Genomic DNA, 25,509 nt, shown 5'->3' with positions numbered 1-25,509 from the left:
CACGAGCAGACGTGGGCAGACACGCCACGGATTCGCCACTTCACACACGATCCTCACAACCTCGCCACGTCAGCCGTGCCGCCGCCGCATAATCTGCGGGGCGCCATGGACTACTGCCCACAGTGTCGTCGGCACCTCAACGGCGCACTGATCTGCGCAGGATGCGGGACCCCCGCCGAGGAGCTGCGGCAGCACCGCCCTTTCCACCCCGGGTCGCACCACAGCCGCCTCCCGGGCGGGGACGACGGGCAAACCGAGGGTCACGGAGAGTACGGCGACGCGCCCGTGAGTGACTACGGGGTGAGTGACTACGGACTCATCGGTCACGACCGTCCGGACGACACCGCGCCGCGCCCCGACACCTCGCGCCGCAAGGGTTCCTCCCGCAGAGCCGGGCGGGGAAAGGGCGCGCGGGACAAGGCCCCGCGCCGTACCGGTCCGCGCCGGGCGCGCAGCAGGCGGGGCCGCAGGTTTCTGATCGCCACGCTCGGCGTGATTCTCGCGGCCGGCGCGCTGAGCCTGGCCGAACTGGCGAGGGAGTCGTCGCGCGACGACAACGCCACCGCCGTGAAGGAGGAGACGCCCGTCGACTTCGACGGCGGTCCGCAGGACACGGAGCGCCCGGTCGCGCCGGACGATCCGGGTGTCTCCACGACGCCGGGACCGGGCTCGGGAACGGCTACGAGTACGGACGGGACGGTACGCACGGACGGCAGCGGCGGTCCGAGGCCGTCGGAGGAGACGGGGGAATCGCCGTCGCCGTCCCGTACGCCCGAGACCGGGGAGACGGCCACGGACGGGCCCGAGACACCGGGGGCCGACGACCCGGAGTCCGGTACGACCGGTCCCGCGGAGCCGACGGACGAGCCCACGTCGGATGGCCCGACCTCGGCGGACCCGCCTCCTCCGCCACCGCCGCCCGCGCCTTCTCCCACACCGTCCGAGACCTGCCGCTGGATCATCTTCTTCTGCGTCTGACGGCTCTCCGGACGCGCCCGCGTCAGCCGGCGGCTCTCAGAGCACGCTCTCGCCCAGCATCCGCTTGAGCAGATCGCGCAGCACCCCGCGCTCCTGGTCGGACAGCGCGGCGAGCGGCTCGCGCGCGAAGTCCAGCGAGTCGCGCAGCCGGGTCGCGGTCGCGCTGCCCTCCGCCGTGGGCGCGGCGAGCTTCACCCGGCGGTCGGCCGGGTCGGGCCGGCGCTCCACCAGACCGCGCGCTTCGAGCCGGTCCACGATGCCGGTGACATTGGACGGCTCGCACTTCAGCTTCCGCGCGATCCCGCGCATGGGCAGGGGTTCAAGGGACAGCAGCCCCAGGACGCGCGCCTGCGCGCCGGTGAGGGAGTGCCGCGCCGCGGCCTGCTCGTACTCCTCGTAGTACCGGGCCACGACAGAGCCGATGAGTTCGACGACCTCAAGGGTGAGTGGGTCTCTTCGTGGAGTGGCCATGGACACCAGGGTACTCCGTTACTTGACATCATGAAATATTCATGAGCATTGTTGTTTCAGGTGGTGAAGCTTTTCTCGGATTCCCTGACCTGGTACCCGTGGCTCACCGCCGCAGAACCGTCTGAGGAGGCTCCGCACGATGACCGCACTTCCCGAGTCCGGCCGCGCCTGGTTTCTCGTGGCCCGCCCCCACGGCTGGCCCGAGCCGGGCGATGTCGCCCTGCGCGACGTCCCCGTGACCGAGCCGGGTGAGGGCCGGATCCTGGTCCGCAACCTCCACTTCTCGGTCGACCCGTACATGCGGGGACGGATGAACGACGTGAAGTCGTACGTACCCCCGTACCAGCTGGACAAGCCGATGGACGGCGCCGCGGTCGGCGAGGTCATCGCCTCCCGCGCCGAGGGGTTCGCCGTCGGCGACCACGTCGTGCACGGTCTCGGCTGGCGCGAGTACGCCGAATTCCCGGCCGAGCACGGCACCAAGGTCGACGCCTCGCTCGCCCCGCTCTCCGCGTACCTCGGTGTGCTGGGCGCGACCGGGCTCACCGCCTACGCGGGCCTCTTCGAGACCGCCTCCTTCAAGGAGGGCGACGCCGTCTTCGTCTCCGGCGCGGCCGGCGCCGTCGGCAGCCAGGCCGGCCAGCTGGCCAGGATCAAGGGCGCCTCGCGGGTGATCGGTTCGGCGGGCTCCGACGAGAAGGTCAGGCTCCTCACCGAGGAGTACGGCTTCGACGCGGCCTTCAACTACAAGAAGGGCCCCGTCAGGGACCAGCTCAAGGCGGCGGCGCCCGACGGCATCGACGTCTACTTCGACAACGTCGGCGGCGACCACCTCGAAGCCGCGCTCTCCACGCTCAACCCCCACGGCCGCGTCACGCTGTGCGGTGCGATCGCGCAGTACAACGCCACCGATCCGGCGCCGGGCCCGCGCAACCTGGCCCTGGCCATCGGGAAGCGGCTGCGTCTTCAGGGCATGATCGTCACCGACCATTTCGGTCTGCGGCCGCGGTTCGTCAAGGACGTCGCGGGCTGGCTCGCCTCCGGTGAGCTGAAGTACCACGAGACCTCGGTCGAGGGCATCGAGAACGGCTTCGACGCCTTCCTCGGTGTGCTCCGCGGTGACAACACCGGAAAGATGATCGTCACGCTCAACGGCCGGACGCACTAGGCTCGTCCCAGGCCGCCGCGGTCCGTGGGCGCGAGTCGCGGCGTACAACAGGAGGAACGCACCGTATGACCATCCAGAAGATCGATGTCCTCTACACCGCCGTCGCCACCGCGGAGAACGGCCGTGACGGCCGTGTCTCCAGTGACGACGGTCAGCTCGACGTCATCGTCAACCCGCCCAAGTCGATGGGTGGCAACGGCGCCGGCACCAACCCGGAGCAGCTGTTCGCCGCCGGGTACAGCGCCTGCTTCCAGGGTGCGCTCGGTGTGGTCGCCCGTAAGGAGAAGGCGGACATCTCCGGCTCGACGGTGACCGCGAAGGTCGGCTTCGGCAAGCTGGAGACCGGCGGTTTCGGCCTTGAGGTCGAGCTGGTGGCCTCCATCCCGAACGTGGACGAGGCCACCGCCAAGGATCTGCTGGAGAAGGCGCACCAGGTGTGCCCCTACTCCAACGCCACGCGCGGCAACATCAAGGTCGAGCTCTCCGTCGCCTGACGGATCGTTCGGCGGACTGCCTGGCCGCTGAGGGCCGTACCCCTGTCCGGGGTGCGGCCCTCAGTCATGTCGCACGCGCCATGTCCGCTCGCGCCATGTTCGCCGGTGTCGCGTCCGCTCGCGTCCTGTCCGTTTCCGACCGTTGACGCGGAAGCGCTTCGACTCTAGCTTCCCGTTCGCGGTCGTGACCGTGATTCGGCATGCCGAACGGCTCCTACGCCGAACGGCGCCTGCGCCACACCATTCCAACTCCCGCGCCCCCACCCCGCTTCGCACGCCGTAAGGAGAATCCGCGTGAGCCGCACCCCTCGCAGAACCACGCTCCTTCTGGCCCTGTCGCTCGCCGTCTTCGCCGCCTTCACCGCGTTCGTCCCCCCGCCCGCCAGTGCCGCCGACCCCTGGATCCAGTACTACGACGGCGACTACTACCTCCTCACGGCGTCCCGTACGTCGGAGCTGACCATGCGCACATCGCCCACTCCGGCCGGGCTTTCGACCGCGCCGAGCGTGCGGGTCTGGACGGACTCCGCCTCCTCGCGCTGCTGCAACATGGGGGCGCCCCGGATCCACTTCCGGGACGGCCACTGGTATCTGTACTACGTCGCGGGCCAGGGCATCGAGGACTACCGCCCCACCCAGCGCGTGCACGTACTGGAGAGCGCCGGCGCCGACCCCATGGGCCCGTACGCCTACCGGGGCCGGCTCGATGACGGCCGGCTGCCCGACGCCACCGCGCCGACGCCTGACGGTGGCCTCTCGCCGCCGGGCGCCGCGCTCGCCGGGGGCTCCGGCGAGCGCGCGGCCATCCCCACGGCGTACACACTCGTGAACCGGCGCAGCGGCAAGTGCCTGGAAGTGGAGGGCGGTTCGCGCGCCGACGGCGCGGATGTCCTCCAGTGGGCCTGTCACGGCGGCGCCCGTCAGCGCTGGCGCGTCGAGGCACTCGGCGATGACACCAGCCGGCTGGTCAACGCCGCCAGCGGGAAAGTGCTGGACACGGCGGCCTGTTCCGTCGCGGACGGCGCCGGTCTGCGCCAGTGGGCGTGGCTCGGCACGAGCTGCCAGTCCTTCCGTCTCGTCGTCACCGGCCAGGGCGGCTGGGTGCGGCTCGTCGGCGCCCGCAGCGGCAAGGTCGCGGACATCGCCGGCTGTTCGACGGCGGACGGGGCGGACGTACAGCAGTGGCCCTGGCTGGGCACCACCTGCCAGCAGTGGCGGCTGGACCCGGTCTGAACAGCTCCCCGGGGGAACGCCGCGGGGGCCGTCCCCGCACCGTGCGGGAACGGCCCCCGGCCGTCACGGCGTCACGGCGTCAGCGTGGCCGTGGCCGTGGCCGTGGCGCGCCGTGAGGACTCAGCCGGCCGCCCCCAGCAGGGCCCGGCCGACCTGTGAGAACAGCCCCTTCGGGTGGTCACGGAACAGCGGCTCGGTACCGAACAGCACCACGGACCCGCCCTTCGCGGACGTACCGCTGACGATCGAGGCCCGGCCCGCCGCGGCCGAGGGGCCGCCCGTACCGTCCTCCTTCGCGCGCCAGTGGCCGGACACCAGCGGACTGCCGGTGCCGTACGACTGGTCGGCCCGCACCCCGGGACCGAGGTCGGTGAACCACAGCGGCGAGTAGACGAAGGTGTGCGCGGGGGCGCCACCGGTGATCGGGCCACCCGCGTTGGCCACCCGCACCACACCGTTCGCGTCGCCGTTGCCCGCGACCGGCTTGGCCGCGAGCAGCCCCGCGGCGGTGTTGAAGGCCGCCCCCGTCGAACCGAGCGTGACCACGCCCGCCCCCCGGGAGAGAAAGCCGTCCAGGGCCGCGCGCGCGGCCGGGTTGAGCGCGCCGTACTGGAGGCCGGAGGAGACGTACAGGACATCCGCCTTCGACCAGTCGAAGCCCGCGTTCAGTGTCGCGGTCGACACCGGCAGCACCTCGAAGCCCATCTCCCGCAGGGCGAACTGCTCGCCCGGCGTCACCGCCGCCGCGACGCGCGTACGGGCCACCGTCCCGGAGCCCTTCTCCTTGGTGGCGGTGAAGGCGACGCCGTGACGGTCGGCGAGGACGGCCGCCTGACGCCGGGCCGAGGCCGGTACGATCGCCGAACCGTCCGCCGCCCCGCGTACCTTCACGCCCTGCCCGAGCAGGGAGTTGAGGGCCGCCAGCTCCTTGGCGTCGTCCAGGCGCAGCCGCAGGTCGCCCTGACCCGTCACCGCCCCGGTCGGGGACGCGGCCAGGACCGGACGCGCCGGGATGTGCAGCCCGCCGCCGGCCTTCTGGACCTTGTCGACGCTCGCGCCCCACAGCAGCCCGAGGCTCCACCCCGAGATGTCGTACATCGTGGAGACGTCCGCGCTGATGTCCCGGCCCTCGTCGAGGATCACATTGGCGATCCCGCGCTTGGCCTGGTGCATGTCGACGATGTACGAGCCCGCCGGATACGAACGCCCCGCCAGCCGGAAGCCGGTAAGGGCGCGCTCCACCCGTACGTCATTGGCGACCAGATGGTCCACCAGCCGGGCCGCCGCGGTCGCCGAGCGCTGCCCCTGGCCCGCGGGGATCACATACGCGCGGGGGAAGGAGGTGGTGTACACGTCCTCGGGCCCGATGCCCGGCACGCCCGGCACGGTCTCCTCGGACACCGGCCGCTGCGCCTCGCCCGCCGCGCCCCGCCGGAACGTCTCGATCTGGTCGGCGATCACCGACGTACGGTGGTCGAGCGTGTAGTCGAGGGTCGCGCGCATCACCGCGCCCGCGATGTCGGTGTTGATCGCGGAGCGCCGGCGCAGCTCCTCCACCGGCAGGGTGTTGTAGTCGTTGTTGTTGACGCGCATCGGGAACTCGACGGTGTGCGAGGCCACCGCGCCCTGGAACGCCATGTACTGCGGGGTGAAGATCGGCGGCCAGTCGTCCCAGCCCTCCTGCTGGTCGCGGAAGGGGATGACGGGCGGCTGGACCCCGTCCTCGCCGGGGGTGTAGCCGAGATCGTTCACCGCCTTCTCCATGCCGAGGGCGTTGGCGTAGCTGTTCTTCAGGAAGAGGTCGTACTCGTAGTTCTCGCCGTGCGGCGGCGTCGTCGGCTCGATCAGCGTGCCGTTGACATAGCCGTGCAGGTCCAGCATGACGGCGGGCTGCTTGTCGACCGCGATCTGCCGGATGGCCCGCGACTCGGGCTGCGAGGCGGTGATGAAGTCGCGGTTGAGGTCGAAGCCGTTGCCGTTGGCGCGGGTCCCGGCGATCCGGCCGTCGGGGTTGGCGGTCACATTGAGATAGATCCGGTTCTTGGCGAGCAGACCGGCCGTCCTGCCGTCCTTCGCCTTCGCCAGCTCCTCGATGAGCTTCAGGGCGGCGTCGGTGCCCTCCCACTCATTGCCGTGGATGTTGTTGTTGATGAAGACCGGCGTCTTGTAGGAGGACTTGATCCGGCGGTCCTTGGCGGCGGCCGCCGGGGAGTCCTCGATCAGCTCGCGCATCCGCTCCTGCTCGCGGGACTCGCGGGAGCTCTCGGGCGCGGTGACGGTGACGAGATACAGCTCATGGCCGGCCGCGGACCGGCCCGCGACCTCCACGCTGACGCGGTCGCTCAGCTTCTGCAGGGCGTTGAGCCGGGGAGCGAGCGAGTGGTACGGGGCCAGGCCCAGCTTGATCGACTTGTCGGCGGGGTTCTCGGGCGGCGCGTCGAGGACCGTACGCCGGGGGTAGCCGCCGTCCTTGCGCAGCGCGGGAGGCGTGGGTGTACCGGCGGTGTCGGTGGTGCCGGTGGTTTTCTGGAGCGCCGCGGCGGTGGTGTCGGGGCCGCCGCTCTCCCTGACGGGGTGCGGCCGCTGTGTGTCCCGGCCGGGGGCGGCGGTCGCGGGGAGCGGAGCGAGCAGCAGGGCGCCGGCGACGGCGCTGACAGCGGTGGTGAGCAGGACGGGTCTGGGTATCCCCATGCGTCTGTTCCTCCGGGTCTTCGGAAGTGACGGCAATGTCAGAGGCGGGCGGCGGGCGGCGGTCGATCACAGCGGAAGTGATCGCCGCGGAAGTGATCGCCGCGAAGGCGATCACGTGGAGGTGATCCCATCAGAGCGATCAAAAATGATCGGTGGCGATCGACGTTGATCGGTACGCAGGGTCTACCGGTTACTCACGCGAACATCAAGAGGGGTCCATATACACCCGGTAGGCTGCGTCCATGCATGATCTCGGCGCCGGCTTCGGCTACTTGATGAAAGGCCAGCGCTGGGTCGCGGGCCACGGCCGGTGGTTCGGATTCGGACTGCTGCCCGGTTTGGTCACCTTGGTCCTGTACGCGGGCGCGCTCGTCGGCCTCGCCTACGGCGCCGACGATCTGACGGCCTGGGCCACCCCCTTCGCGGACGACTGGTCCTCGCCCTGGCTCGGTCTCTTCCGGGGCTCCCTGACCGTGCTGCTCTTCGCGCTCGGGCTGTTCCTCGCGGTGATCACCTTCACGGCCGTGACGCTGCTGGTCGGCCAGCCCTTCTACGAATCGCTCTCCGAGGCGGTCGACCGCGCGGAGGGCGGCGAGGTCCCGCAGTCCGAACTGCCGCTCTGGCGCGACCTGTGGATCTCCGCCCGGGACAGTCTGCGGATCCTGGTACGAGTGGCGCTGTACGGCGTGCTGCTCTTCGCCCTCGGTTTCATCCCGGTCGTCGGGCAGACGGTCATTCCCGTACTCGGCTTCTGCGTCTCCGGCTTCTTCCTGGCGGAGGAGCTGACGGCGGTGGCGCTCCAGCGGCGCGGTGTCGAGCTGAAGGAGCGCCTCCGGCTGCTCAGGGGCCGCCGGATGCTCACCCTCGGCTTCGGTGTCCCGCTCACGCTCGCCTTCCTCGTCCCGTTCGTGGCGGTCTTCCTGATGCCGGGCGCGGTGGCGGGGGCGACCCTGATGGTGCGCGAGCTGACGGCCGAGCCGGAGGACGCGGCCCCGGACGACGACGCGGCGAACGGCGGGCAGGGCACGCGGCGGCCGGGCGTACCGCTCGCCATGGACAAGTAGGAGACACACGGCGGTCGACAGGCGCAGCGCCGTCCGATCCGGCAGGGGCCGGGGCCGGACGGCGCTGTGCGTTCCGCCTCCTCTACGCCTCAGGTGTCTCAGACGAACCAGGAGACTCAGGAGGCTTCGGCGGCCACCGTGACGATCGCCCGCAGCTGCGCGATGATGTCCAGCCGGTTCTGTACGAACTCCGGGTCCGTCACGGTCCCCGTCGCCGGATCGGTGTTCCCCGCCCCGAACTGGAGCACCGGCGTGTGCACATGGCCGCCCGGAATGTCCAGCCCCAGCCGGTCGCGGAGCAGCGTCGCGCGGTACGCGATCTCATTGGACAGATAGTCGCCGCCGCCCCCGGCGCGGGCCGCCGAACCGGGCGTCGGTCCGTCCGGCCGTACCACCGGCGCCGTCCCGCCCGCCGGGACCTCGGTCACGGACGTGTTGTCGTACACCGGGAAGCGGCCGGTGTCCGCCGCCACGATCGAGCGGTACGGGAGGCTGGTCGTCGTCCACTGCGGCTGCGACGCCGGATCGCTCACCGGCACGAGTCCCGTCTCCGAGACGTTCTCGTTGTCCCCGAACCCGCCGCGCCAGGCGCCGTTGAAGCGCTCGACATCGATCCGTCCGACGCGGCCCTGGCTGACCGTGGTGAAGAGGTCGGCCCGCGACAGCGGCCCGCGCAGGGCCTGTTCGACGGTGCCGTCGGCGAAGTCCCCCCAGCGGACCGGGAAGACGGCCGTCTCGATACGGGCGGGCCCGTCGGCGGTCCTGATCACCGTGCCGTCCAGCGCCAGCGCCGTCGCCCCGGACGGGTTGCTGATCCGGATGTCGCGGTCCAGGGTGAACGGATCGAAGCCGGTCAGCACGATCCGCTTGACGCCCTTGGCGGCGCCGCGTGCCGGGAAGTCCAGGGAGTCCTGGCCGCGCGAGGAGCGCTCCAGCTTCCCCAGCAGCGCCGTCCGCGCGCTCTCGGAGAGGCCGAACTCCGGCTGCCACTGCCGCAGTTCACGGGTGAGCGCGAGCCGTGCCCAGTACAGCGGCCGGTCGTCGTCCCGGCTCAGATCACCGCGCGCGGGCCCCCGGCCCTGCGCCCGGTCCACCGCCCGCTGCCACAGCCGCGCACCGCTCCGCACGACGGCCCGCTCGGCCTCGGCGTACGAGTCCGCGCCGCGCAGTGACCGTACGAAGTCCGGCGCCACCGTGTCGAAGCCGCTGCGCCGCAGGATCTCCTGGGGTACGGCGAGGTCCAGCCGCTGTTCCTCGACGGTGGCAGCGGCGGTGACGGACCGGGCGGGGGCCGGCTGAACGGCGAGCGGCTGCGCGGCGGCCGGCGGCGGCGGGGCACCGAGGGCGAGCGCGGTGGTGGTGAGGAGTACGAGCCCGAGCAGTTCGGGGCGTACACGTATGTGGCCCAGGGGCCTCATGAGTCTCACGGGGAGTCCTTCCGTCGGGTGGCGGAAGTATCACCTCCGGACAGGGCGGATGACCATGGGCCCCCTGAACCCGGCGTGCGACGCGCACACGCACACGGACCGACGTGCGGTCATGTGCTGGGACCACTCCACCCGGCCGGGATCGCTGTGCGACCATCCGCTGAGAGACGGAGAGACTTCGACGAGGAGGTACGGCAGTGGCAGACGCATCCGGCACCCCGGCCGGTCACGCGCGCGAGGCGGCCGTCGAGGCGGCGCTCGGCAAGCTGGACCTGGACGCCAAGGCGAGGCTGCTGGCAGGCCAGGACATGTGGTCCCTGCCCGCGCTCCCGGAGATCGGGCTGGCGTCCCTGGTGATGTCCGACGGTCCGATCGGGGTCCGCGGGGTGCGGTGGACGGCGGACGACCCGTCCGTCGCGCTGCCGTCGCCGACCGCTCTCGCCGCCTCCTGGGATCCGGAACTGGCCCGCCGTGCGGGCAGACTGCTCGCGCAGGAGGCCCGCCGCAAGGGCGTGCACGTACTGCTGGCGCCCACCGTGAATCTGCACCGCTCACCACTCGGGGGCCGCCACTTCGAGGCGTACAGCGAGGACCCGTACCTCACCGGCGAGATCGGCACCGGCTATGTGCGGGGCGTCCAGGACGGCGGAGTCGGCACCACCGTCAAGCACTTCGTCGCGAACGACGCCGAGACCGACCGCTTCACCGTCGACAACATCGTCGCCCCGCGCCCGCTGCGCGAGCTGTACCTCGCCCCCTTCGAGGCCATCGTCGCCAACGCCCACCCCTGGGGCATCATGGCCGCGTACAACCAGGTCAACGGCTCGACGATGACCGAACACCGCTATCTCCAGAACGAGGTCCTGCGCGGCGAGTGGGGCTTCGACGGCTTCATCGTCTCCGACTGGCTGGCGGCGCGCTCCACCGTCGGCGCCCTGCTCGGCGGCCTCGACGCCGCGATGCCGGGACCGCGCACGGTCTACGGCGAGGCGCTCGTCGCCGCCGTCCGCGCCGGTGAGGTGACGGAATCCGCGGTCGACGACGCCGTACGCAGGGTGCTGCTCCTCGCCGCCCGCGTCGGCATCCTCGACGGCGCCCCCGCGGCCGTCACCGCCCTTCCCGCGCCGGTCGACGGCGACGCGCTCGCCCGCGAGATCGCCCGCCGCTCCTTCGTCCTCGTACGCAACGAGCCACGCGCACCCGGCAAGGGGGCCGGAGACGACGGCGCCGGCCACCCGGCCCTGCCGATCGATCCGGCCCGGACCGGTACCGTCGCGCTGAGCGGCGCCCCGGCGCGTGATGCCCGGGTGCTCGGCGGCGGCTCCGCGGTGGTCTTCCCCGACCATGTGGTCTCCCCGCTCGACGGCCTCACCGCCGCCCTTCCCGACGGCGCCCTGACCTACTCCATCGGCGCCGACCCCAGCGACGAACTCGCCGACGCGGGCACCGGCTTCGAGCTGACCGCCGTCTGCCGCGCGGCGGACGGACGGATCCTCGGGACCTCCACCGTCCCCGGCGGCCGGGTGCAGTGGGCGGGCAGCGACCTGCCCGACGGCGTCACCCACGAGGAACTGCACACCGTCGAGCTGACCGGCACCTTCACCCCGCGCGAGAGCGGCGAGCACACCTTCGGCACCCGCGGTCTCGGCGGCTTCGTCCTCACCGTCGGCGGCCGGGTCCTCTTCGACGCGACGGAGGAACTGGCCGTCGCCTCCGACCCGTTCGAGACGTTCTTCGGCCGGCCCGTGGAGCGCGCCCGCGCGGCACTGACCGAGGGCGAGCGCGTCACGGTCTCGCTGCTGCACACCGTCCACAAGATCCCGGACGCCCCGATCAGGGCCGTCGCGTTCTCGCTGCTCCACCTCGGCCCGCGGCACGACCCCGACGAACTGATCGCCGAGGCCGTCGAGGCGGCCCGTACCGCGGACACGGCCGTCGTGGTGGTCGCCACCACCGAACGCGTCGAGTCCGAGGGCTTCGACCGCGAGAACCTCAGGCTCCCCGGCCGCCAGGACGATCTCGTGCGCGCGGTCGCCGCCGTCAACCCGAACACCGTCGTGGTCGTCAACACCGGCTCCCCGGTCGAACTGCCGTGGCGCGAGGACGTGGCGGCCGTCCTGCTCAGCTGGTTCCCCGGCCAGGAGGGCGGCGCCGCACTCGCCGACGTGCTGCTCGGCGCGGTGGAGCCGGGCGGCCGGCTCCCCACCACCTGGCCGGTCGCGCTGGCGGACGTACCGGTCTCGGCCACCACCCCGGCCGACGGTGAACTCCACTACAGCGAAGGCGTGTTCATCGGCTACCGGGCCTGGGAGCGGTCGGGCGTGGCCCCCGCGTACCCGTTCGGCCACGGCCTCGGCTACACCGGCTGGGAGTACGAGACGATCGCGGCCACCACGGACGACGCGCGCGTACGGCTGCGCAACACCGGTATCCGCCGGGGGCGCGAGGTCGTCCAGATCTATCTGGCCCCGGTGGACGACACCGTGGAGCGCCCGGCCCGCTGGCTGGCCGGCTTCGCCTCGGTCGAGGCCGGACCCGGCGAGACCGTCGAGGTGCGGATCCCGCTGCGGCGCAGGGCCTTCGAGATCTGGGACGAGGAGTCCGGCTCCTGGTCGCTGGTCCCCGGCGCGTACGAGGTCCAGGCGGGCCGGTCCGTCGCCGACCGCCGGCTGAGTTCCCCGGTGGAGGCGCGGGCGTAGCCGGCGAGAAGGACGGGACGCCGGGAACGTACGCGACATGACGGCCCCGGGACGGACCTGACACCGCCCCGGGGCCGACCCGTACCTCCTCTACCGGACGCCGAAGCCGAACGTCGTGGTCGAGACGAACACCTCACCCGGCCGCAGCACCGTGCTCGGGAACGCGGGCCGGTTGGGGGAGTCCGGGAAGTGCTGCGTCTCCAGGGCGATTCCGTCCCCGGGACCGTACGGGTCTCCGTCGAAGTGGTCGCCGGTGTAGAGCTGCATCCCCGGCTCCGTGGTGGTCACGGTCAGCACCCGGCCCGACACCGGGTCGTACAGCTCGGCCGCCGGATCCGTCCCGTCCAGCACGAAGTTGTGGTCGTAGCCCGGACCCACCGGGCGCGGCACGCGGAAGTCGAAGCGGGTGCCGTCGACCGGCTCCCGCTTCCCGGTCGGCACGGAGGTGTCGTCCACCGGCGTGATGTGCCCCGCCGCGACGCGCAGTTCGTGGCCGGTCGCGGGGCCGCTGCCCGCGCCGCCCAGATTCCAGTAGGTGTGATTCGTCGGATTCACATGCGTCGGGGCGTCCGTCACCGCGCGGTAGTCGATCCGCAGCGCACCGTCCGCGTCCAGCGTGTACGTCGCCGAGATGTCCAGCCGGCCGGGGAAGCCCTCCTCGCCGTCGGGGCTGATCCGCGAAAGACGCACCCCGTGGTCCCCGGCCGGCTCCGCGTCCCACACGCGCCGGTCGAAGCCCCGCTCACCGCCGTGCAGACTGTTCGGCCCGTCATTGGCCGCGAGCCGGCAGGTCCGTCCGTCGAGGGTGAAGGCCGCGCCCCCGATGCGGTTCGCGTACCGGCCCACCAGCGCCCCGAAGTACGGCCCGCCGGCGCCCAGATAGCCCCGGAGATCCGGGAAGCCGAGCACCACATTGGCGACGGTGCCGTGCCGGTCGGGTATCTCGACCGACTGCACGACGCCGCCGTACGTCAGCAGACGTAGCCGGGTACCGGCCCGTTCGAGGGTCCAGCGGTGGACGGGCGTACCCTCATCGGTCGCACCGACGCGCTCCGTGTTCATGGCAGTCACGATCGAGAACCCTACGCCCGCGAGCCCCGGGAAAACCCTGCCGGGGCCCCCGGCCGCTGGTTCCCCTCGCCTCACCGGCCGGCGCTGATCTCCTGCTGGACCTCCGGCCTCGGCTCGTAGTCGCCTCTCAGGACGAGCCGCAGATACGTCGCGGCCCCGCGCACGTACTCGTCGTCCGCCGTGACGGCGAAGTCGAGGGCGTCCAGGGCCTCTTTCGCGTACGCGGCGGGGATGTACGTCAGCGCGTTCACGGCCTGGAGCCGTACGCGGGCGTGGGTGCCCGCGGTGATGATGCCCGACAGGTACGGGACCGCGGTGTCCGGGCGGTCGAGACGAGCGAGAAGTTCCGCTGCCGCGATCTTCACCTGCGGAGTCTCGCCGGGGTCGGCGAGGACCCTCTCCAGGGCTTCCGGGACGCGCCTGCGCTTCAGGTCGCGGGCAGCGGGCGTGGCGAGCATGAGCAGGCCCTGGCCGGCCCAGTACCGGACAACCTCGTTGGTGTCGGTCAGGGCATGCAGGAAGGTGCCGATGTGCGCTTTCTCGCGGCGGATGGCGAGGTCGGCGAGGTGCTTGACCCGGCGGATCGGGAAGGCGCCGGGGACGCGGGAGGCGTCGTACCCTTCGGCGGCCGAGCCCTCGGGGACGAAGCCGTTGTCGTGGAGGGCGAGGATATGCGTGTCCAGCGCCCTGGACAGCCGCTCCCGCACCGCCGAGTGCCGAGGGCTGTCGATCAGATCGCGCACCTCGTCGGGGTCGGCACGCAGGTCGTACAGTTCCTCGGCGGGCTTCTCGCCCCACCAGCGTTCCTGGCCCTTGGTGAGCGTGCCGGCCAGATGGGCCTTCTCCCAGTCCAGATACCCGAGCTGCTGGAACATGAAGGCGATGTGCTGGTTGTAGATGCGGTGCGGGGAGTAGTTGCGGATGTACCGGTAGCGGGTGTCGCGGACGGTGCGGACGAAGTCGTAGCGCTCATCCATGCGATTACGGCCGCCGAAGGCGTACGACGGGCGATGGCGGGCCTTCAGCAGCGAGGTGCCCTCCATGTACGCGGGCACGTCGACTCCCGCCAGATCCAGCACTGTTGGCGCGTAGTCGAGCGAGGTGACCGGGGAGTCGACGACCGAGCCCGGTGTGGCCGGTGCCAAGTGCCGCCATTTCTCGGGAAACCTGACGATCAGGGCGGTGCGCAGTCCGCTGTCGCGGGCGTACCGCTTGGAGCGGGGGAGGACGCCGCCGTTGTCCGAGTAGGAGAAGACGATGGTGTCGTCGGCGAGGCCCGAGGACTCCAGCTGCTCCAGCACGGCGGCTATCTGGCCGTCGAGCCGGGTGATGTTGTCGAAGTAGTGGGCCCGGTCGGCGCGGATGTTCTCCGTGTCCGGGAGGTACGCCGGCACGGAGACGTCGGCCGGGTCGTGCACTCCGCTCGGCCCGGTGACCCACAGCGTCGATTCGTGCGTGATGGAGAAGTTGAGGACGGAGAAGAAGGGCTGGCCGGGGGCGCGCCCGGTCCAGGACGCCGTGGAGCCGTTCGCGTCCCACAGCTCGGCGAGGTCGTACGCGGTGTTGTAGTCCGTCTTGTCGTTGTTCGACGTGTAGTAGCCGGCCTCCCGGAGGTACGTCGGAAAGCCCGCCAGCCAGTCGGGGCGCTTGCCCAGGGCGCGCATCTGGTGCGCCGGGCCGCAGCTCTCGGCCGACTTGCCGGTGATGATCGAGAAGCGGGTGGGCGCGCACACCGGGTAGGTGGAGAAGGAGTTCTCGTAGCGGACGCCCTCCGCCGCGAGCGCGTCCAGGTTCGGTGTGACGGCCTGCCGGTCGCCGTAGGACCCGAGGAACGGGTTGTTGTCCTCGCTGACCAGCCACAGGATGTTGGGCCGCTGGGCGTGGGAGGCCCGCGCGGCCGGGGCGTGCATTCCGGCGGTGACGGCGCCTGCGGCCGAGGCGGCGAGGACACTTCTGCGGGACGGATATGTGCTCATGGGAAGCCTTTCACCGAAGGGAGAGCTCACGCGGCGACGCGGAAGCCGATGTTTCCCACGGAACTGTCGGGGGTGTTGGAGGAGCGGGCCGCGACACGGTAGCGATGGCAGTAGGAGTCGTGGCACATGTGCGAGCCACCACGCATGGCGCGGGCCAGGCCTTCCGGCGGGCCCGCCGGATCAGTGCGTGGGCCGGTGACATGGAAGTCGCGGCTGAACCAGTCCGCCGTCCACTCCCACACGTTGCCGACCGTGTTGTAGAGGCCGAAGCCATTGGGCCGGAACGCTTTCACGGGCGCCGTGGACCGGTATCCGTCGTCTGCCGTGTTGACGGTGGGGAAGGAGCCGCGCCAGATGTTGCACAGGTGACTTCCGCCCGGAGCGAGTTCGTCGCCCCACGGATAGCGCCGCTGCTCAAGGCCGCCGCGCGCCGCGTACTCCCACTCGGCCTCGGTCGGCAGCCGGGTGCCGGACCAGGCGCAGAAGGCGACCGCGTCGTTCCACGAGACGTGCACCACCGGGTGGTTCTGCCGGGAGCCGATCGAGGAACCCGGCCCCTCCGGGTGCTTCCAGGTGGCGCCGTGGACAGCACGCCACCACGGTGTGCCAGGGACGCGCGGGGAGGCGGCGCGCAGCTCGGCCGGGAGGAAGCCCTCGAAGACGTAGGAGAAGGCGAAGCGTTCGGCATCGGTGACGTACCCGGTGGCCTTCACGAAGGTGGCGAACTGTGTGTTGGTCACGGTTGTCGGAGCGATCCGGAACGGGCTCAACTCCACTTCCCGGAGCGGTCCTTCGCCGTCGGCCGGGTAGCCGACGACATCGTCGGTACCCATGAGGAAGCGGCCGCCGGGCAGAGCGAGAAGCCGCTTGGCGACACGGCTGTCCGAGGCCGCGCGCGGAGCGGGAGCGGTGAGCGAGAGCGTCGTCCGCTCGCGAGCGGGGGCACAGCAGGACTTCGGCTTCTGGGGTGGCATGACGATGTCCTTCGCGTCGTGGAGCAGGTTGCCGTCGGCAACGAGCGCCACGGTGAGGGCCTTGAGGAGGGCATGAGAGGACCCCGGGACGGGGTCGGGAGGGTGTGGCGGCAGGGAACGGCGGTCAGTCCCCGGGGGCGGGCGTCAGCCTCGCGGAACCGGACAACACAGAGCGCTCGCCAGCCGTCCGAAGTCGACATGCAGGCGAGCGGTAAGGATCTCGTTCATTACCACACCCGGCACCCTAAGCGGGGCGTACGGTACCGGGCAACAGCACACGGACCGCAGTCCCGTAGGGCGGACACCGCCGCCCTACACGGGCGGCTTCACGGCCGTCACATTGCGGTACGCGATCTCCGCCAGCCGGCTCTGCCCGTCCTTGCTGGGATGGAACCAGTCCCAGTGGCTCAACTGGTCGCCCGTGAACCGGAAGTCGAAGACCGCACCGCCGTCGTACCGGCAGCGCGGATCCTTCGCGCACACGTCCTTCAGCACGTTGTTGTACGCCACGACCCGCTCGTACACCATGTTCCGGCGGTCCTGCGCCCGCTTGCTCATGTCCTGCGAGTCCCCGAGCATCGTGGCGCAGATCCCCAGCTTCCAGATCTGCCGGCCCAGCGGATTGCCCCGGCCGGTCGACCAGAGCCGCTTCAGATCCGGCACGCTCGACACATACACCTGCGCCTTGGGCGCCCCGGCGCGCAACTGGCGCATCGACGCCTCGAACGACTTACGGAAATCGGTGACCGGTGTCATCTGTCTCGCCGTGTCCTGGCAGGCGTCATTGGCGCCCACCATGATCGTGACCAGCTCGGGCTTGTTCTGCGCGGCCTGCGCCAGCTGGCCCGGGAGATCGGACATCTTGGCGCCGGTCGCGGCGTGGTTCCAGCTGCGCTCCTTCGCCGCCGGAGCGCCCAGCAGCCGTAGGGCCAGGCTGCGTACCTTGCTGTCCGTGCCCGTCGACCAGGACACCTCCGGGCAGTCGGCGAGCACCACACACGCGTCGAAGCCACGGGTGATGGAGTCACCGACCGCCGCCACCGACGCCGGGGCGCGGTTCCACAGGGGCGGGCGCGCGGAGGGGGCGGCGCGCTCGGCCTCCGCGTCGGACGAGGATCCGCCGAAGACGCCGCAGCCGGCCAGCAGACCGCTCACGGCCAGTAGAGCGGCCGTCGCGGCGGCTGTTCCGGCGCGTCGGCGCGCCGTCCGGGCCGGGCCGCGGCCCCCGCTCCGACCGCCGCTCCCGCTCCGGCTCCGAAGGCTCTTCCGCATCAGAGTCCCTCCCGTTGGCGTCCTCTTTGGCATCCTTTTGCGAAGTCTGGCGTCGTCAGGCATCCGGTGGCGTCCTGCCGAGTGAAAGCTTCGCGCATATCGCCCCCGGGACCGACCGTACGTCACCGCGGGCACCCCGCCGCACGGTAGTTTTTCCACGTCGAACCAGAGGTGTCCGTTCTCTTGGCTCCGGTAAATTACATCACGTCACATGCTGTCCCTTTTGCGGAGTTTCACTCCCGATGCTGTTTACTGAGGCCGCTGGGAAAGGCGAACCTCGTCCCACACTGGAGGTCCCGGTGACGACACGTGGAGTTCTGTACATTCACTCCGCACCACGCGCGATGTGCCCGCACATCGAATGGGCGGTGGCCGGAGTGCTCGGTCTGCGAGTCCAGCTCGACTGGATCCGGCAGCCGGCGTCGCCGGGCACCTGGAGAGCCGAGGTCTCCTGGAAGGGCCGGGCGGGCACGGCCTCCGAACTCGCCTCCGCCCTGCGCGGCTGGCAGATGCTCCGCTTCGAGGTCACGGCGGAACCCTGCGCCACCGCCGAGGGCGAGCGCTACAGCGCCACGCCCGATCTGGGCATCTTCCACGCCGTCACCGGTATGCACGGCGACATCCTGGTCCCCGAGGACCGGCTGCGCGCCGCGCTCGCCCGCTCCCTCCAGGGTGAGACCCAGCTGGCGGCGGAGGTCGCCAAGCTGCTCGGCAAGCCGTGGGACGACGAGCTCGAACCGTTCCGGTACGCGGGCGAGGGCGCCCCGGTCCGCTGGTTGCACCAGGTCGTGTGAGCGGGCGGGGCCCCCGCGTCCTACCGTGGTCCCATGGCTGATCACCTCGCAGTAGCTGTCCTCGGCACCGGCATCATGGGCGCCGCGATGGCCCGAAACCTCTGCCGCGCCGGACATGACGTCCGTGTCTGGAACCGCACCCCCGCCAAGGCCGAAGCGCTGGTCGCCGATGGCGCGCGGGCCTACGCGACTCCCGCCGAGGCCGTCGCCGACGCGGATGTCGTCCTCACGATGGTGTACGACGGCCCCGCCGCCGTGGAGGCCGTGACGGCCGCCGGTCCGGGTCTGCGGCCCGGCGCCATCTGGCTCCAGACGACGACCGTGGGCGTCGAGGCCATCGCCTCACTCGCCGATCTGGCCCGGCATCACGGACTGGTCTTCGTCGACGCGCCCGTGCTCGGCACCAGGGCGCCCGCCGAGAGCGGCGACCTGCTGATCCTGGCCGCGGGCCCCGGGGAGGCGCGCGGCCCGCTCGCGCCCGTGCTGGACGCCATCGGCAGCCGTACCGTCTGGCTGGACGAGGACGGTTCCACCGGCGCCGCCAGCCGCCTGAAGCTCGTCTGCAACAGCTGGGTGCTCACTCTCACCAACGGCGCGGCCGAGGCGCTCGCCCTGGCCAAGGGCCTCGACGTGGACCCGCGGTACTTCCTGGAGGCCATCGCCGGGGGCGCGCTGGACTGCGGTTATCTCCACGCCAAGTCCGCCGTCATCATGGACGGCGACTACACCCCGAGCTTCTCGGTCGCCACGGCGGGCAAGGACGCCCGGCTGATCGTGGAGGCGGGGGAGTCGGCGGGCGTACGGCTCGATGTGGCGGCGGCGTCCGCCGAGCGGTTCCGCCGGGCGGAGGCCCAGGGGCACGGTGACGACGACATGGCGGCGACGTACTTCGCGAGCTTCGACGGCTGAGGCGCCGCCGCTCTTTCCCTCTGCCTCCTTCCGCCTCTTCCGCCCAAACCCCGTTCCCCCGATGGTGTGTTCGTCCCGCCCGTCCGGGCGTGTCGTTGTGTCCGGCTGAGACCCTTCGGATACAGCGACTTCGGGTGCGGGGGGCCTTCATGGACAGGGGACGGACAGGGGACAGGGGGAAGCGGTGTGACCACACCCGGCACGGTCTGGGGTGCCTTCCAGCCGCTGGGAGGCACCCTCGTCAACGATCCGGCCGTGGTCGCCCGCCCGGACGGCCGGCTGGTCGTCCTCGCCGAGGGGCGGAACCACGCGCTCCTGTTCATCCGGCAGAACAGCGATCCGGGCTGGTCCCCGTGGACGGAGTTACCCGGGGCCCGGATCAGCGGGGTGCCCGCCGCGATCCTGGGCCGTGACCGGCTGATCCGGGTCTTCTGGCGCACGCCGGGCGGCGAACTGTTCGCCGACCGGCTCCCGGGGACGCCGGGGATCCCGGGCGAGTCCGGCGCTCACCCGGTCAAGGTGGCCGACGGCGTCGCGGGTGACCCCGCCGCGGTCCTCAACGCCGACGGGCGGATCTCGGTGTTCTGCCGGGGCGCGGACCACACGGTCCGGTCGGTCAGCCACACCTCGGTGGCGTACGCCGTCTGGGCCCCCGCCGCCACGATCGGCGCAGCGGCCGAGGGTGTCCCGTGCCCGGTCCTGGCGGCCGACGGGCGGGTGGCGGTGTTCGTCCGGGGCGGTGACGGCGAGCTGTGGATCTCGGAGCAGCGGATCCCCGACACCACCAGCGACTGGATTCCCTTCGAGCGGTTCGCCGGGACGCCGGCCCTCTCCGACCCGAAGGCCGCGCTCGACGCGGACGGCCGTATCCGGGTCTTCTGGCAGGGCCCGGACGGAGCGGGCCGCTTCCTGGGCCGGCAGGGGGACTACGCCGCGTGGAACCCGGAGGGGCTGCTCAAGGGCGCTCTGGCGGGCGCGCCGTACCCGTTCCGCTCCCCGCTCGACGGCCGTCTTCGGATCTTCGCGGCCGGCCCCGACCGCGCGCTGTGGGCCGCCGGGCAGAAGACCGTCAACAGCGACCAGTTCACGGACCTCGCCTCCCTGAACGGCGCTCTCGCGGGCGCCCCGGTCCCCGCGTGCCACCGCGACGGCCGGATCTCCGTCTTCGTCCGCGGCACCGACGGCGTGCTCCGGTACGTGACGCAGAACCGCCCGGACAGGGCCTAGGCCTCGGGCCCCGGCTCCGGGCCTGTGCCGCGCGGAGGAAACCGAAGACGCCCGGCCGGGGATCCCGGGCCGGGCGTCTTCGCGAAGGTTCGCCGGGAACCGCCGCGCGATCAGACCGTACGCAGCGCCAGCACCACGTTGTGGCCGCCGAAGCCGAACGAGTTGTTGATCGCCGCGATCGTGCCGCCGGGCAGCTCGCGGGGGCCGTCGACGACGATGTCCGCGACGACCTCCTCGTCCAGGTCGTCGACGTTGATGGTCGGCGGGGCCTTGCGGTGGTAGAGCGCGAGGACCGTGGCCACGGTCTCGATACCGCCCGCGCCGCCCAGCAGATGGCCCGTCATCGACTTCGTCGCGGAGACCGCCACATGGTCGAGATCGTCGCCGAGCACCCGGCGCAGCGCCTTGATCTCGGCGACATCGCCCTGCGGCGTCGACGTGGCGTGCGCGTTGAGGTGCATGACCTCGGACGGCTTGAGGTCCGTCTGGTCGAGCAGGTTCTCCATGGCCTTGGCGATACCGCGGCCGGTGGGCTCGGGCTGGGCGATGTGGTGGGCGTCCGAGGACAGGCCCTGGCCCAGCAGTTCGCAGTAGACGCGCGCGCCGCGCCTGGCCGCGTGCTCCGCCGACTCCAGGACGATCACGCCCGCGCCCTCACCGAGGACGAAGCCGTCGCGGCCCTTGTCGTACGGGCGCGAGGCCTTGGTGGGCTCGTCGTTGTTCTTGGACATCGCCATCATGTTGGCGAACGCCGCGATGGGCAGGGGGTGGACGGCCGCTTCCGTACCACCGGCGACGACCACGTCGGCGCGGCCGGTACGGATCATCTCCACCGCGTAGCCGACGGCCTCGGCGCCCGACGCGCAGGCGGAGACCGGGGTGTGCACGCCCGCGCGGGCGCCCACTTCCAGGCTGACGTTGGCGGAGGGGCTGTTGGGCATCAGCATCGGCACGGTGTGCGGGGAGACACGGCGTTCGCCCCGCTCCTTGAGCACGTCGTACTGGTCGAGCAGGGTGGTCACGCCGCCGATGCCGGAGGCGATCACGGTACCGAGCCGGTCGGGGTCGACCGAGGGGTCCTCCCCGGCCCTGGCGGTGTAACCCGCGTCCGCCCAGGCCTCCCTGGCCGCGATCAGCGCGAACTGCGCCGAGCGGTCCAGTTTGCGGGCGAGCGGGCGGGGCAGGACATCGCCCGGGTCGACCGCGGCGACCGCGGCGATACGGACCGGCAGTTGGGCGAAGCGTTCGCCTTCGAGAGGGCGTACTCCCGAGCGGCCCGCGAGCAGACCTTCCCAGGTCGTTGCGCTGTCGCCACCCAGTGGTGTGGTTGCGCCGATACCGGTGACGACCACGGTGCGATTGGTCGAGTTCACTGGAATTCTTTCTCCACGTGTAGAGGGTGCTGAATTTTTACGGCGCCACCACCGGGTGGCGGATGCCGCGCGATGGGTCAGCGCGAGAGGTCAGGCGGTCAGGCGGCCTGGTGCTTCGCGATGTAGTCGGCGGCGTCGCCAACCGTCTTGAGGTTCTTGACGTCGTCGTCCGGGATCTTCACGTCGAAGCGCTCTTCGGCGGCGACGACGACCTCGACCATGGACAGCGAGTCGACATCCAGATCGTCGGTGAAGGACTTGTCCAGCTGGACGTCCTCGACCGGGATACCGGCGATCTCATTAACGATCTCGGCGAGACCGTCGACGATCTCTTCCTGGGTGGCGGCCATGTTGGCGCTCCTTCGATGTTGAGCAGAGGGATATATCGGAACACGCTCCGGAAAGATCCGGTGTGCCTAGGGGAGGGTAACGACCGTCGCGGCGTAGGCAAGACCCGCCCCGAAACCGATGACGAGCGCGGTGTCGCCGCTCTTCGCCTGTCCGGTCGCCAGAAGCCGCTCCATCGCGAGCGGAATCGAGGCGGCCGAGGTGTTGCCGGTGGTTTCCACGTCACGCGCGACCGTGACATGCTCCGGCAGCTTCAGAGTCTTCACCATCGAGTCGATGATCCGCATATTGGCCTGGTGCGGAATGAAGACGTCCAGGTCGGCGGAGCTGATTCCGGCGGCGTCCAGCGCCTGCTGGGCGACCTTCGCCATCTCGAAGACGGCCCAGCGGAAGACCGCCTGGCCCTCCTGCGTGATGGCGGGAAACTTCTCCACCGTGCCGTCGCGGTAGGCGTCCCACGGCACGGTCTGCTTGATGGTGTCGGACTTGTCGCCTTCGGAGCCCCAGACGGTGGGGCCGATCATCGGCTCCTTGGCGGGTCCGACGACCACCGCGCCCGCGCCGTCACCGAACAGGAAGGCCGTCGCGCGGTCCTCCAGATCGGTCAGGTCCGAGAGCCGCTCCACGCCGATGACCAGCACGTACTCGGCCGAGCCCTCGACGACCATGCCCTTGGCCAGGGTCAGTCCGTAGCCGAAGCCGGCGCAGCCCGCGGAGATGTCGAACGCGGCGGGCCTGCTCGCGCCGATCTTGTCCGCGATCTCGGTCGCGATGGCCGGGGTCTGCTTGAAGTGCGAGACGGTGGAGACGATCACACCGTCGATCTGCTCCGGGGTGATCCCGGCGTCGGCGATCGCCTTGCCGGACGCCTCGATGGACATCGCGGCGACCGTCTCCTCCGGAGAGGCCCAGTGGCGGGTCGCGATGCCGGAGCGGGAGCGGATCCACTCGTCGGACGAGTCGATCGTTTCGAGGATCACCTCGTTCGGCACGACGCGCGTCGGGCGGTAGCCGCCGACGCCCATGACGCGCGCGTACGGGGCGCCCTTGCTGGGCTTGATCTTCGACATGCTCTCTGACTCCTATTCAGCCGTGGAGGAGTGCTCGGCGATCAGCGCGCGGGCCGCGTCGAGATCTTCTGGTTTCTTCAGCGCCAGGGTCTTCACACCGGGCAGCGCCCGCTTGGCGATACCGGTCAGGGTGCCGCCGGGGCACAGCTCGATCAGCGCGGTCACGCCCCGCTCCTTGAAGGTCTCCATGCACAGGTCCCAGCGGACCGGGTTGGCGACCTGGCCGACCAGGCCCGTCACGATTCCGGAGCCGGTGGAGACCGTCCGCCCGTCGCGGTTCGAGACGTACGGTACGACCGGGTCGGCGACGGAGACGGAACGCGCGGCCGTGTCGAGCTTCTCGACCGCGGGCGCCATGTGGTGCGTGTGGAACGCGCCGGCGACCTTGAGCGCCACCACGCGCCGTACGCCCTCCGGCTTGTCGGCCTCCAGCGCCGCGAGCTGCTCGCGCGTGCCGGCGGCGACGATCTGGCCCGCGCCGTTCACATTCGCGGGGGTCAGCCCGAGCTTGTCCAGATGCGCGAGGGTCGTGTCCGGATCGCCGCCGAGCAGCGCCGACATCCCGGTCTCCGTGATGGCGGCGGCCTCGGCCATCGCCATGCCGCGGGCGCGTACGAGCGACAGGGCCACCTCGTCGGAGACCACACCGGCCAGCGCCGTGGCGGCCAGTTCACCCACACTGTGGCCGCCCGTGACACCCACGTCGCGCGCCACGTCCTCCGTGGTGGGGAAGAGCTGGCGGGCGGAGAGCAGGGAGGCGGCGACCAGCAGCGGCTGGGCCACGGCCGTGTCCCTGATCTCGTCCGCGTCGGCATCCGTGCCGTAGTGGACCAGATCCAGGTCAATGGCGGCTGACCAGGCCCGCAGCCGGTCTTCGGCGCCGGGCAGTTCGAGCCAGGGAGTCAGGAAGCCGGGCGTCTGAGCGCCTTGGCCGGGAGCGACGAGTACGAGCACCCTCACACTCTCTCTTGCGATGGGTCTTCACCGCCCGTGGGGAGGGGAACGAAGAACCGCTGGGGTAATTGTTGAAGTACCACAAAAGTCTAGGTCTGCGTATCCCCGCCGGCCAAGCGCCCCAGGATCAGGGCAATCCGCAGCGTGAACGCGGACCTTACATCGGAGGGTGACCATCCGGTGACGTCAGTCACACGTCGAAGCCGGTAGCGCACGGTGTTGGGGTGCACGAACAGCATCCTCGCCGCGCCCTCAAGACTGCTCGCCTGCTCCAGATAGACACTCAGAGTTTCCAGCAGCGCGGATCCCGCCTCTTCGAGCGGTCTGTAGATCTCCTCCACCAACTGCTCGCGCGCGGCGGGGTCGGAGGCGATCGCGCGCTCCGGCAGCAGATCGTCGGCGAGCACCGGGCGCGGCGCGTCCTGCCAGGCGAAACACGCCTTGAGGCCGGCCGCCGCGGCCTGCGCCGATTTGGTGGCGGCCAGCAGATCGGGCATCACGGGGCCCGCCACGACGGGGCCCGCCGCATAGGGGCCGATCAGCGCCTTGGCGACCTGGAGCGGGTTGTCGCTGCCGCCCGCGATCACCACGAGCCGGTCGCCGAGCACCCCGGTGAGGACCTGGAGCTTGGCGTGCCGGGCCGCCCGGCGGATCGCCTCCACGGTCAGTTCGCTGTCCCCGTCCGGGGCGGTGCCGAGCAGGACGCAGACATGCTCGGGGGAGTTCCAGCCGAGGGCCGCCGCCCGGGAGACGGCGCCCTCGTCGGCCTCCCCGGAGAGCACGGCGTTCACGACGAGCGACTCCAGCCGCGCGTCCCACGCGCCGCGCGCCTCGGCGGCCTGGGCGTACACCTGCGCCGTCGCGAAGGCGATCTCCCGCGCGTACACGAGCAGCGCCTCGCGCAGCGCGGACTCGTCGCCCGGGGCCGCGACCTCCTCGATCGCCGTCTCCATGACCTCGATCGTGGTCCGCACCATCTCGACGGTCTGGCGCAGGGTGATCGCCCGCGTCAGCTCGCGCGGTGCCGTGCCGAAGACATCGGTGGAGATGGCCTGCGGGGTCTCGGGGTGGCGGAACCACTCGGTGAACGCGGCGATACCGGCCTGGGCGACCAGCCCGATCCAGGAACGGTTCTCCGGCGGCATCGCGCGGTACCACGGCAGCGTCTCGTCCATGCGGGCGATGGCGTTCGCGGCGAGCCGTCCTGAGGACTGCTCCAGCCGGCGCAGCGTCGCGGGGTGCGGATGGGGTTCGTTCGAGGGTTCGGCCACGGGGTCAAGAGTGCCCTATCGGAGCCACCGCCTGCGGGGCCGGGG

21 protein-coding genes are annotated in these 25,509 nt (G+C 71.3%); 9 read left to right on the top strand and 12 right to left on the bottom strand.

Translation table 11 applies throughout. From position 1 onward, the window contains the following. The first annotated feature begins 105 nt into the window (after positions 1-105). Entirely contained in the window at positions 106-978 is an 873-nt protein-coding gene (locus ACZ7LS_RS02395; RefSeq protein ID WP_469448236.1) for an SCO2400 family protein, read from the top strand. Between the two features lie 36 nt (positions 979-1,014). On the opposite strand, the gene ACZ7LS_RS02390 is transcribed toward ACZ7LS_RS02395, so the two are convergent. Next, complete coding sequence (locus ACZ7LS_RS02390) at positions 1,015-1,449, bottom strand: MarR family winged helix-turn-helix transcriptional regulator (protein ID WP_385129977.1); 435 nt, start codon at positions 1,447-1,449, stop codon at positions 1,015-1,017. Positions 1,450-1,588: 139 nt separating this feature from the next. Here ACZ7LS_RS02390 and ACZ7LS_RS02385 point away from each other — a divergent pair, with 139 nt between their 5' ends. From ACZ7LS_RS02385 to ACZ7LS_RS02375, 3 genes are all read left to right on the top strand, one after another. Then, a complete protein-coding gene (locus ACZ7LS_RS02385; RefSeq protein WP_382518211.1) occupies positions 1,589-2,617 on the top strand; it encodes an NADP-dependent oxidoreductase in 1,029 nt (342 codons plus the stop codon). A gap of 65 nt (positions 2,618-2,682) precedes the next feature. Beyond that, positions 2,683-3,111 (top strand): organic hydroperoxide resistance protein, encoded by a 429-nt coding sequence (locus ACZ7LS_RS02380; protein WP_382518214.1) that lies wholly within the window; start codon positions 2,683-2,685, stop codon positions 3,109-3,111. A 294-nt stretch (positions 3,112-3,405) separates the two neighbouring features. Next, positions 3,406-4,344: an RICIN domain-containing protein gene (locus ACZ7LS_RS02375; RefSeq protein ID WP_385372318.1), complete on the top strand. Its 939-nt coding sequence runs from the start codon at positions 3,406-3,408 to the stop codon at positions 4,342-4,344. A 120-nt stretch (positions 4,345-4,464) separates the two neighbouring features. Here the strand turns inward: ACZ7LS_RS02375 and ACZ7LS_RS02370 are convergent, their stop codons facing one another. After that, positions 4,465-7,035, bottom strand: a complete 2,571-nt coding sequence (locus ACZ7LS_RS02370; protein WP_382518223.1) for a M14 family zinc carboxypeptidase — start codon at positions 7,033-7,035, stop codon at positions 4,465-4,467. A gap of 242 nt (positions 7,036-7,277) precedes the next feature. Between ACZ7LS_RS02370 and ACZ7LS_RS02365 the strand changes: the two genes are divergently transcribed. Then, entirely contained in the window at positions 7,278-8,099 is an 822-nt protein-coding gene (locus ACZ7LS_RS02365; RefSeq protein WP_382664342.1) for an EI24 domain-containing protein, read from the top strand. Between the two features lie 116 nt (positions 8,100-8,215). On the opposite strand, the gene ACZ7LS_RS02360 is transcribed toward ACZ7LS_RS02365, so the two are convergent. Beyond that, positions 8,216-9,517: a pyroglutamyl-peptidase I gene (locus ACZ7LS_RS02360; protein WP_382664515.1), complete on the bottom strand. Its 1,302-nt coding sequence runs from the start codon at positions 9,515-9,517 to the stop codon at positions 8,216-8,218. Between the two features lie 206 nt (positions 9,518-9,723). Here ACZ7LS_RS02360 and ACZ7LS_RS02355 point away from each other — a divergent pair, with 206 nt between their 5' ends. Then, a complete protein-coding gene (locus ACZ7LS_RS02355) occupies positions 9,724-12,225 on the top strand; it encodes a glycoside hydrolase family 3 protein (protein ID WP_385129982.1) in 2,502 nt (833 codons plus the stop codon). Positions 12,226-12,315: 90 nt separating this feature from the next. Here the strand turns inward: ACZ7LS_RS02355 and ACZ7LS_RS02350 are convergent, their stop codons facing one another. From ACZ7LS_RS02350 to ACZ7LS_RS02335, 4 genes are all read right to left on the bottom strand, one after another. After that, the gene (locus ACZ7LS_RS02350; protein ID WP_385130177.1) at positions 12,316-13,287 is read right to left on the bottom strand and encodes an aldose epimerase family protein; all 972 of its coding nucleotides are present in this window, start codon (positions 13,285-13,287) and stop codon (positions 12,316-12,318) included. A gap of 80 nt (positions 13,288-13,367) precedes the next feature. Then, positions 13,368-15,272 carry a sulfatase-like hydrolase/transferase gene (locus ACZ7LS_RS02345; RefSeq protein WP_385129984.1) on the bottom strand — a complete coding sequence of 635 codons (1,905 nt, stop codon included), beginning with the start codon at positions 15,270-15,272 and terminating at the stop codon, positions 13,368-13,370. Positions 15,273-15,298: 26 nt separating this feature from the next. Continuing rightward, a complete protein-coding gene (locus ACZ7LS_RS02340) occupies positions 15,299-16,246 on the bottom strand; it encodes a formylglycine-generating enzyme family protein (protein WP_383973852.1) in 948 nt (315 codons plus the stop codon). 312 nt (positions 16,247-16,558) lie between these two features. After that, the gene (locus ACZ7LS_RS02335) at positions 16,559-17,518 is read right to left on the bottom strand and encodes an SGNH/GDSL hydrolase family protein (protein ID WP_382518234.1); all 960 of its coding nucleotides are present in this window, start codon (positions 17,516-17,518) and stop codon (positions 16,559-16,561) included. A gap of 299 nt (positions 17,519-17,817) precedes the next feature. Here ACZ7LS_RS02335 and ACZ7LS_RS02330 point away from each other — a divergent pair, with 299 nt between their 5' ends. The 3 genes from ACZ7LS_RS02330 to ACZ7LS_RS02320 all read left to right on the top strand — a co-directional run bounded on the left by ACZ7LS_RS02330 (position 17,818) and on the right by ACZ7LS_RS02320 (position 20,448). Then, complete coding sequence (locus tag ACZ7LS_RS02330) at positions 17,818-18,312, top strand: DUF3145 domain-containing protein (RefSeq protein ID WP_382518236.1); 495 nt, start codon at positions 17,818-17,820, stop codon at positions 18,310-18,312. A 33-nt stretch (positions 18,313-18,345) separates the two neighbouring features. Continuing rightward, a complete protein-coding gene (locus ACZ7LS_RS02325; protein ID WP_382518239.1) occupies positions 18,346-19,221 on the top strand; it encodes an NAD(P)-dependent oxidoreductase in 876 nt (291 codons plus the stop codon). A gap of 186 nt (positions 19,222-19,407) precedes the next feature. After that, positions 19,408-20,448 carry a DUF8189 domain-containing protein gene (locus ACZ7LS_RS02320; protein ID WP_385129987.1) on the top strand — a complete coding sequence of 347 codons (1,041 nt, stop codon included), beginning with the start codon at positions 19,408-19,410 and terminating at the stop codon, positions 20,446-20,448. 110 nt (positions 20,449-20,558) lie between these two features. Here ACZ7LS_RS02320 and fabF read toward each other — a convergent pair whose 3' ends face one another. The 5 genes from fabF to ACZ7LS_RS02295 form a co-directional block, all read right to left on the bottom strand. Beyond that, a complete protein-coding gene (gene fabF, locus ACZ7LS_RS02315) occupies positions 20,559-21,821 on the bottom strand; it encodes a beta-ketoacyl-ACP synthase II (protein ID WP_382518245.1) in 1,263 nt (420 codons plus the stop codon). A 98-nt stretch (positions 21,822-21,919) separates the two neighbouring features. Further along, positions 21,920-22,171, bottom strand: coding sequence for an acyl carrier protein (locus ACZ7LS_RS02310; protein ID WP_129768692.1), 252 nt, complete (start codon positions 22,169-22,171; stop codon positions 21,920-21,922). A gap of 66 nt (positions 22,172-22,237) precedes the next feature. Next, positions 22,238-23,239 (bottom strand): ketoacyl-ACP synthase III, encoded by a 1,002-nt coding sequence (locus tag ACZ7LS_RS02305; RefSeq protein ID WP_382968049.1) that lies wholly within the window; start codon positions 23,237-23,239, stop codon positions 22,238-22,240. 12 nt (positions 23,240-23,251) lie between these two features. Further along, a complete protein-coding gene (locus ACZ7LS_RS02300) occupies positions 23,252-24,193 on the bottom strand; it encodes an ACP S-malonyltransferase (RefSeq protein ID WP_382518251.1) in 942 nt (313 codons plus the stop codon). Between the two features lie 89 nt (positions 24,194-24,282). Beyond that, positions 24,283-25,464 carry a PucR family transcriptional regulator gene (locus tag ACZ7LS_RS02295; protein ID WP_382518254.1) on the bottom strand — a complete coding sequence of 394 codons (1,182 nt, stop codon included), beginning with the start codon at positions 25,462-25,464 and terminating at the stop codon, positions 24,283-24,285. Between the last annotated feature and the right edge of the window lie 45 nt (positions 25,465-25,509).

Source organism: Streptomyces sp. NPDC039430 (genome assembly GCF_055639435.1).
The sequence above is the reverse complement of the archived record's forward strand: the minus strand, read 5'-3'. Positions and strand labels throughout refer to the sequence as shown.

Excerpts from the sequence above, each read along its gene's own strand:
- ACZ7LS_RS02385 (WP_382518211.1), top strand. The coding sequence starts at position 1,589 with ATGACCGCACTTCCCGAGTCCGGCCGCGCCTGGTTTCTCGTGGCCCGC.
- ACZ7LS_RS02390 (WP_385129977.1), bottom strand. The coding sequence starts at position 1,449 with ATGGCCACTCCACGAAGAGACCCACTCACCCTTGAGGTCGTCGAACTC.
- ACZ7LS_RS02325 (WP_382518239.1), top strand. The coding sequence starts at position 18,346 with ATGGCTGATCACCTCGCAGTAGCTGTCCTCGGCACCGGCATCATGGGC.
- ACZ7LS_RS02350 (WP_385130177.1), bottom strand. The coding sequence starts at position 13,287 with ATGAACACGGAGCGCGTCGGTGCGACCGATGAGGGTACGCCCGTCCAC.
- ACZ7LS_RS02360 (WP_382664515.1), bottom strand. The coding sequence starts at position 9,517 with ATGAGGCCCCTGGGCCACATACGTGTACGCCCCGAACTGCTCGGGCTC.
- ACZ7LS_RS02395 (WP_469448236.1), top strand. The coding sequence starts at position 106 with ATGGACTACTGCCCACAGTGTCGTCGGCACCTCAACGGCGCACTGATC.
- ACZ7LS_RS02370 (WP_382518223.1), bottom strand. The coding sequence starts at position 7,035 with ATGGGGATACCCAGACCCGTCCTGCTCACCACCGCTGTCAGCGCCGTC.
- ACZ7LS_RS02340 (WP_383973852.1), bottom strand. The coding sequence starts at position 16,246 with ATGCCACCCCAGAAGCCGAAGTCCTGCTGTGCCCCCGCTCGCGAGCGG.
- ACZ7LS_RS02365 (WP_382664342.1), top strand. The coding sequence starts at position 7,278 with ATGCATGATCTCGGCGCCGGCTTCGGCTACTTGATGAAAGGCCAGCGC.
- ACZ7LS_RS02345 (WP_385129984.1), bottom strand. The coding sequence starts at position 15,272 with ATGAGCACATATCCGTCCCGCAGAAGTGTCCTCGCCGCCTCGGCCGCA.
- ACZ7LS_RS02310 (WP_129768692.1), bottom strand. The coding sequence starts at position 22,171 with ATGGCCGCCACCCAGGAAGAGATCGTCGACGGTCTCGCCGAGATCGTT.
- ACZ7LS_RS02380 (WP_382518214.1), top strand. The coding sequence starts at position 2,683 with ATGACCATCCAGAAGATCGATGTCCTCTACACCGCCGTCGCCACCGCG.
- ACZ7LS_RS02305 (WP_382968049.1), bottom strand. The coding sequence starts at position 23,239 with ATGTCGAAGATCAAGCCCAGCAAGGGCGCCCCGTACGCGCGCGTCATG.
- ACZ7LS_RS02335 (WP_382518234.1), bottom strand. The coding sequence starts at position 17,518 with ATGCGGAAGAGCCTTCGGAGCCGGAGCGGGAGCGGCGGTCGGAGCGGG.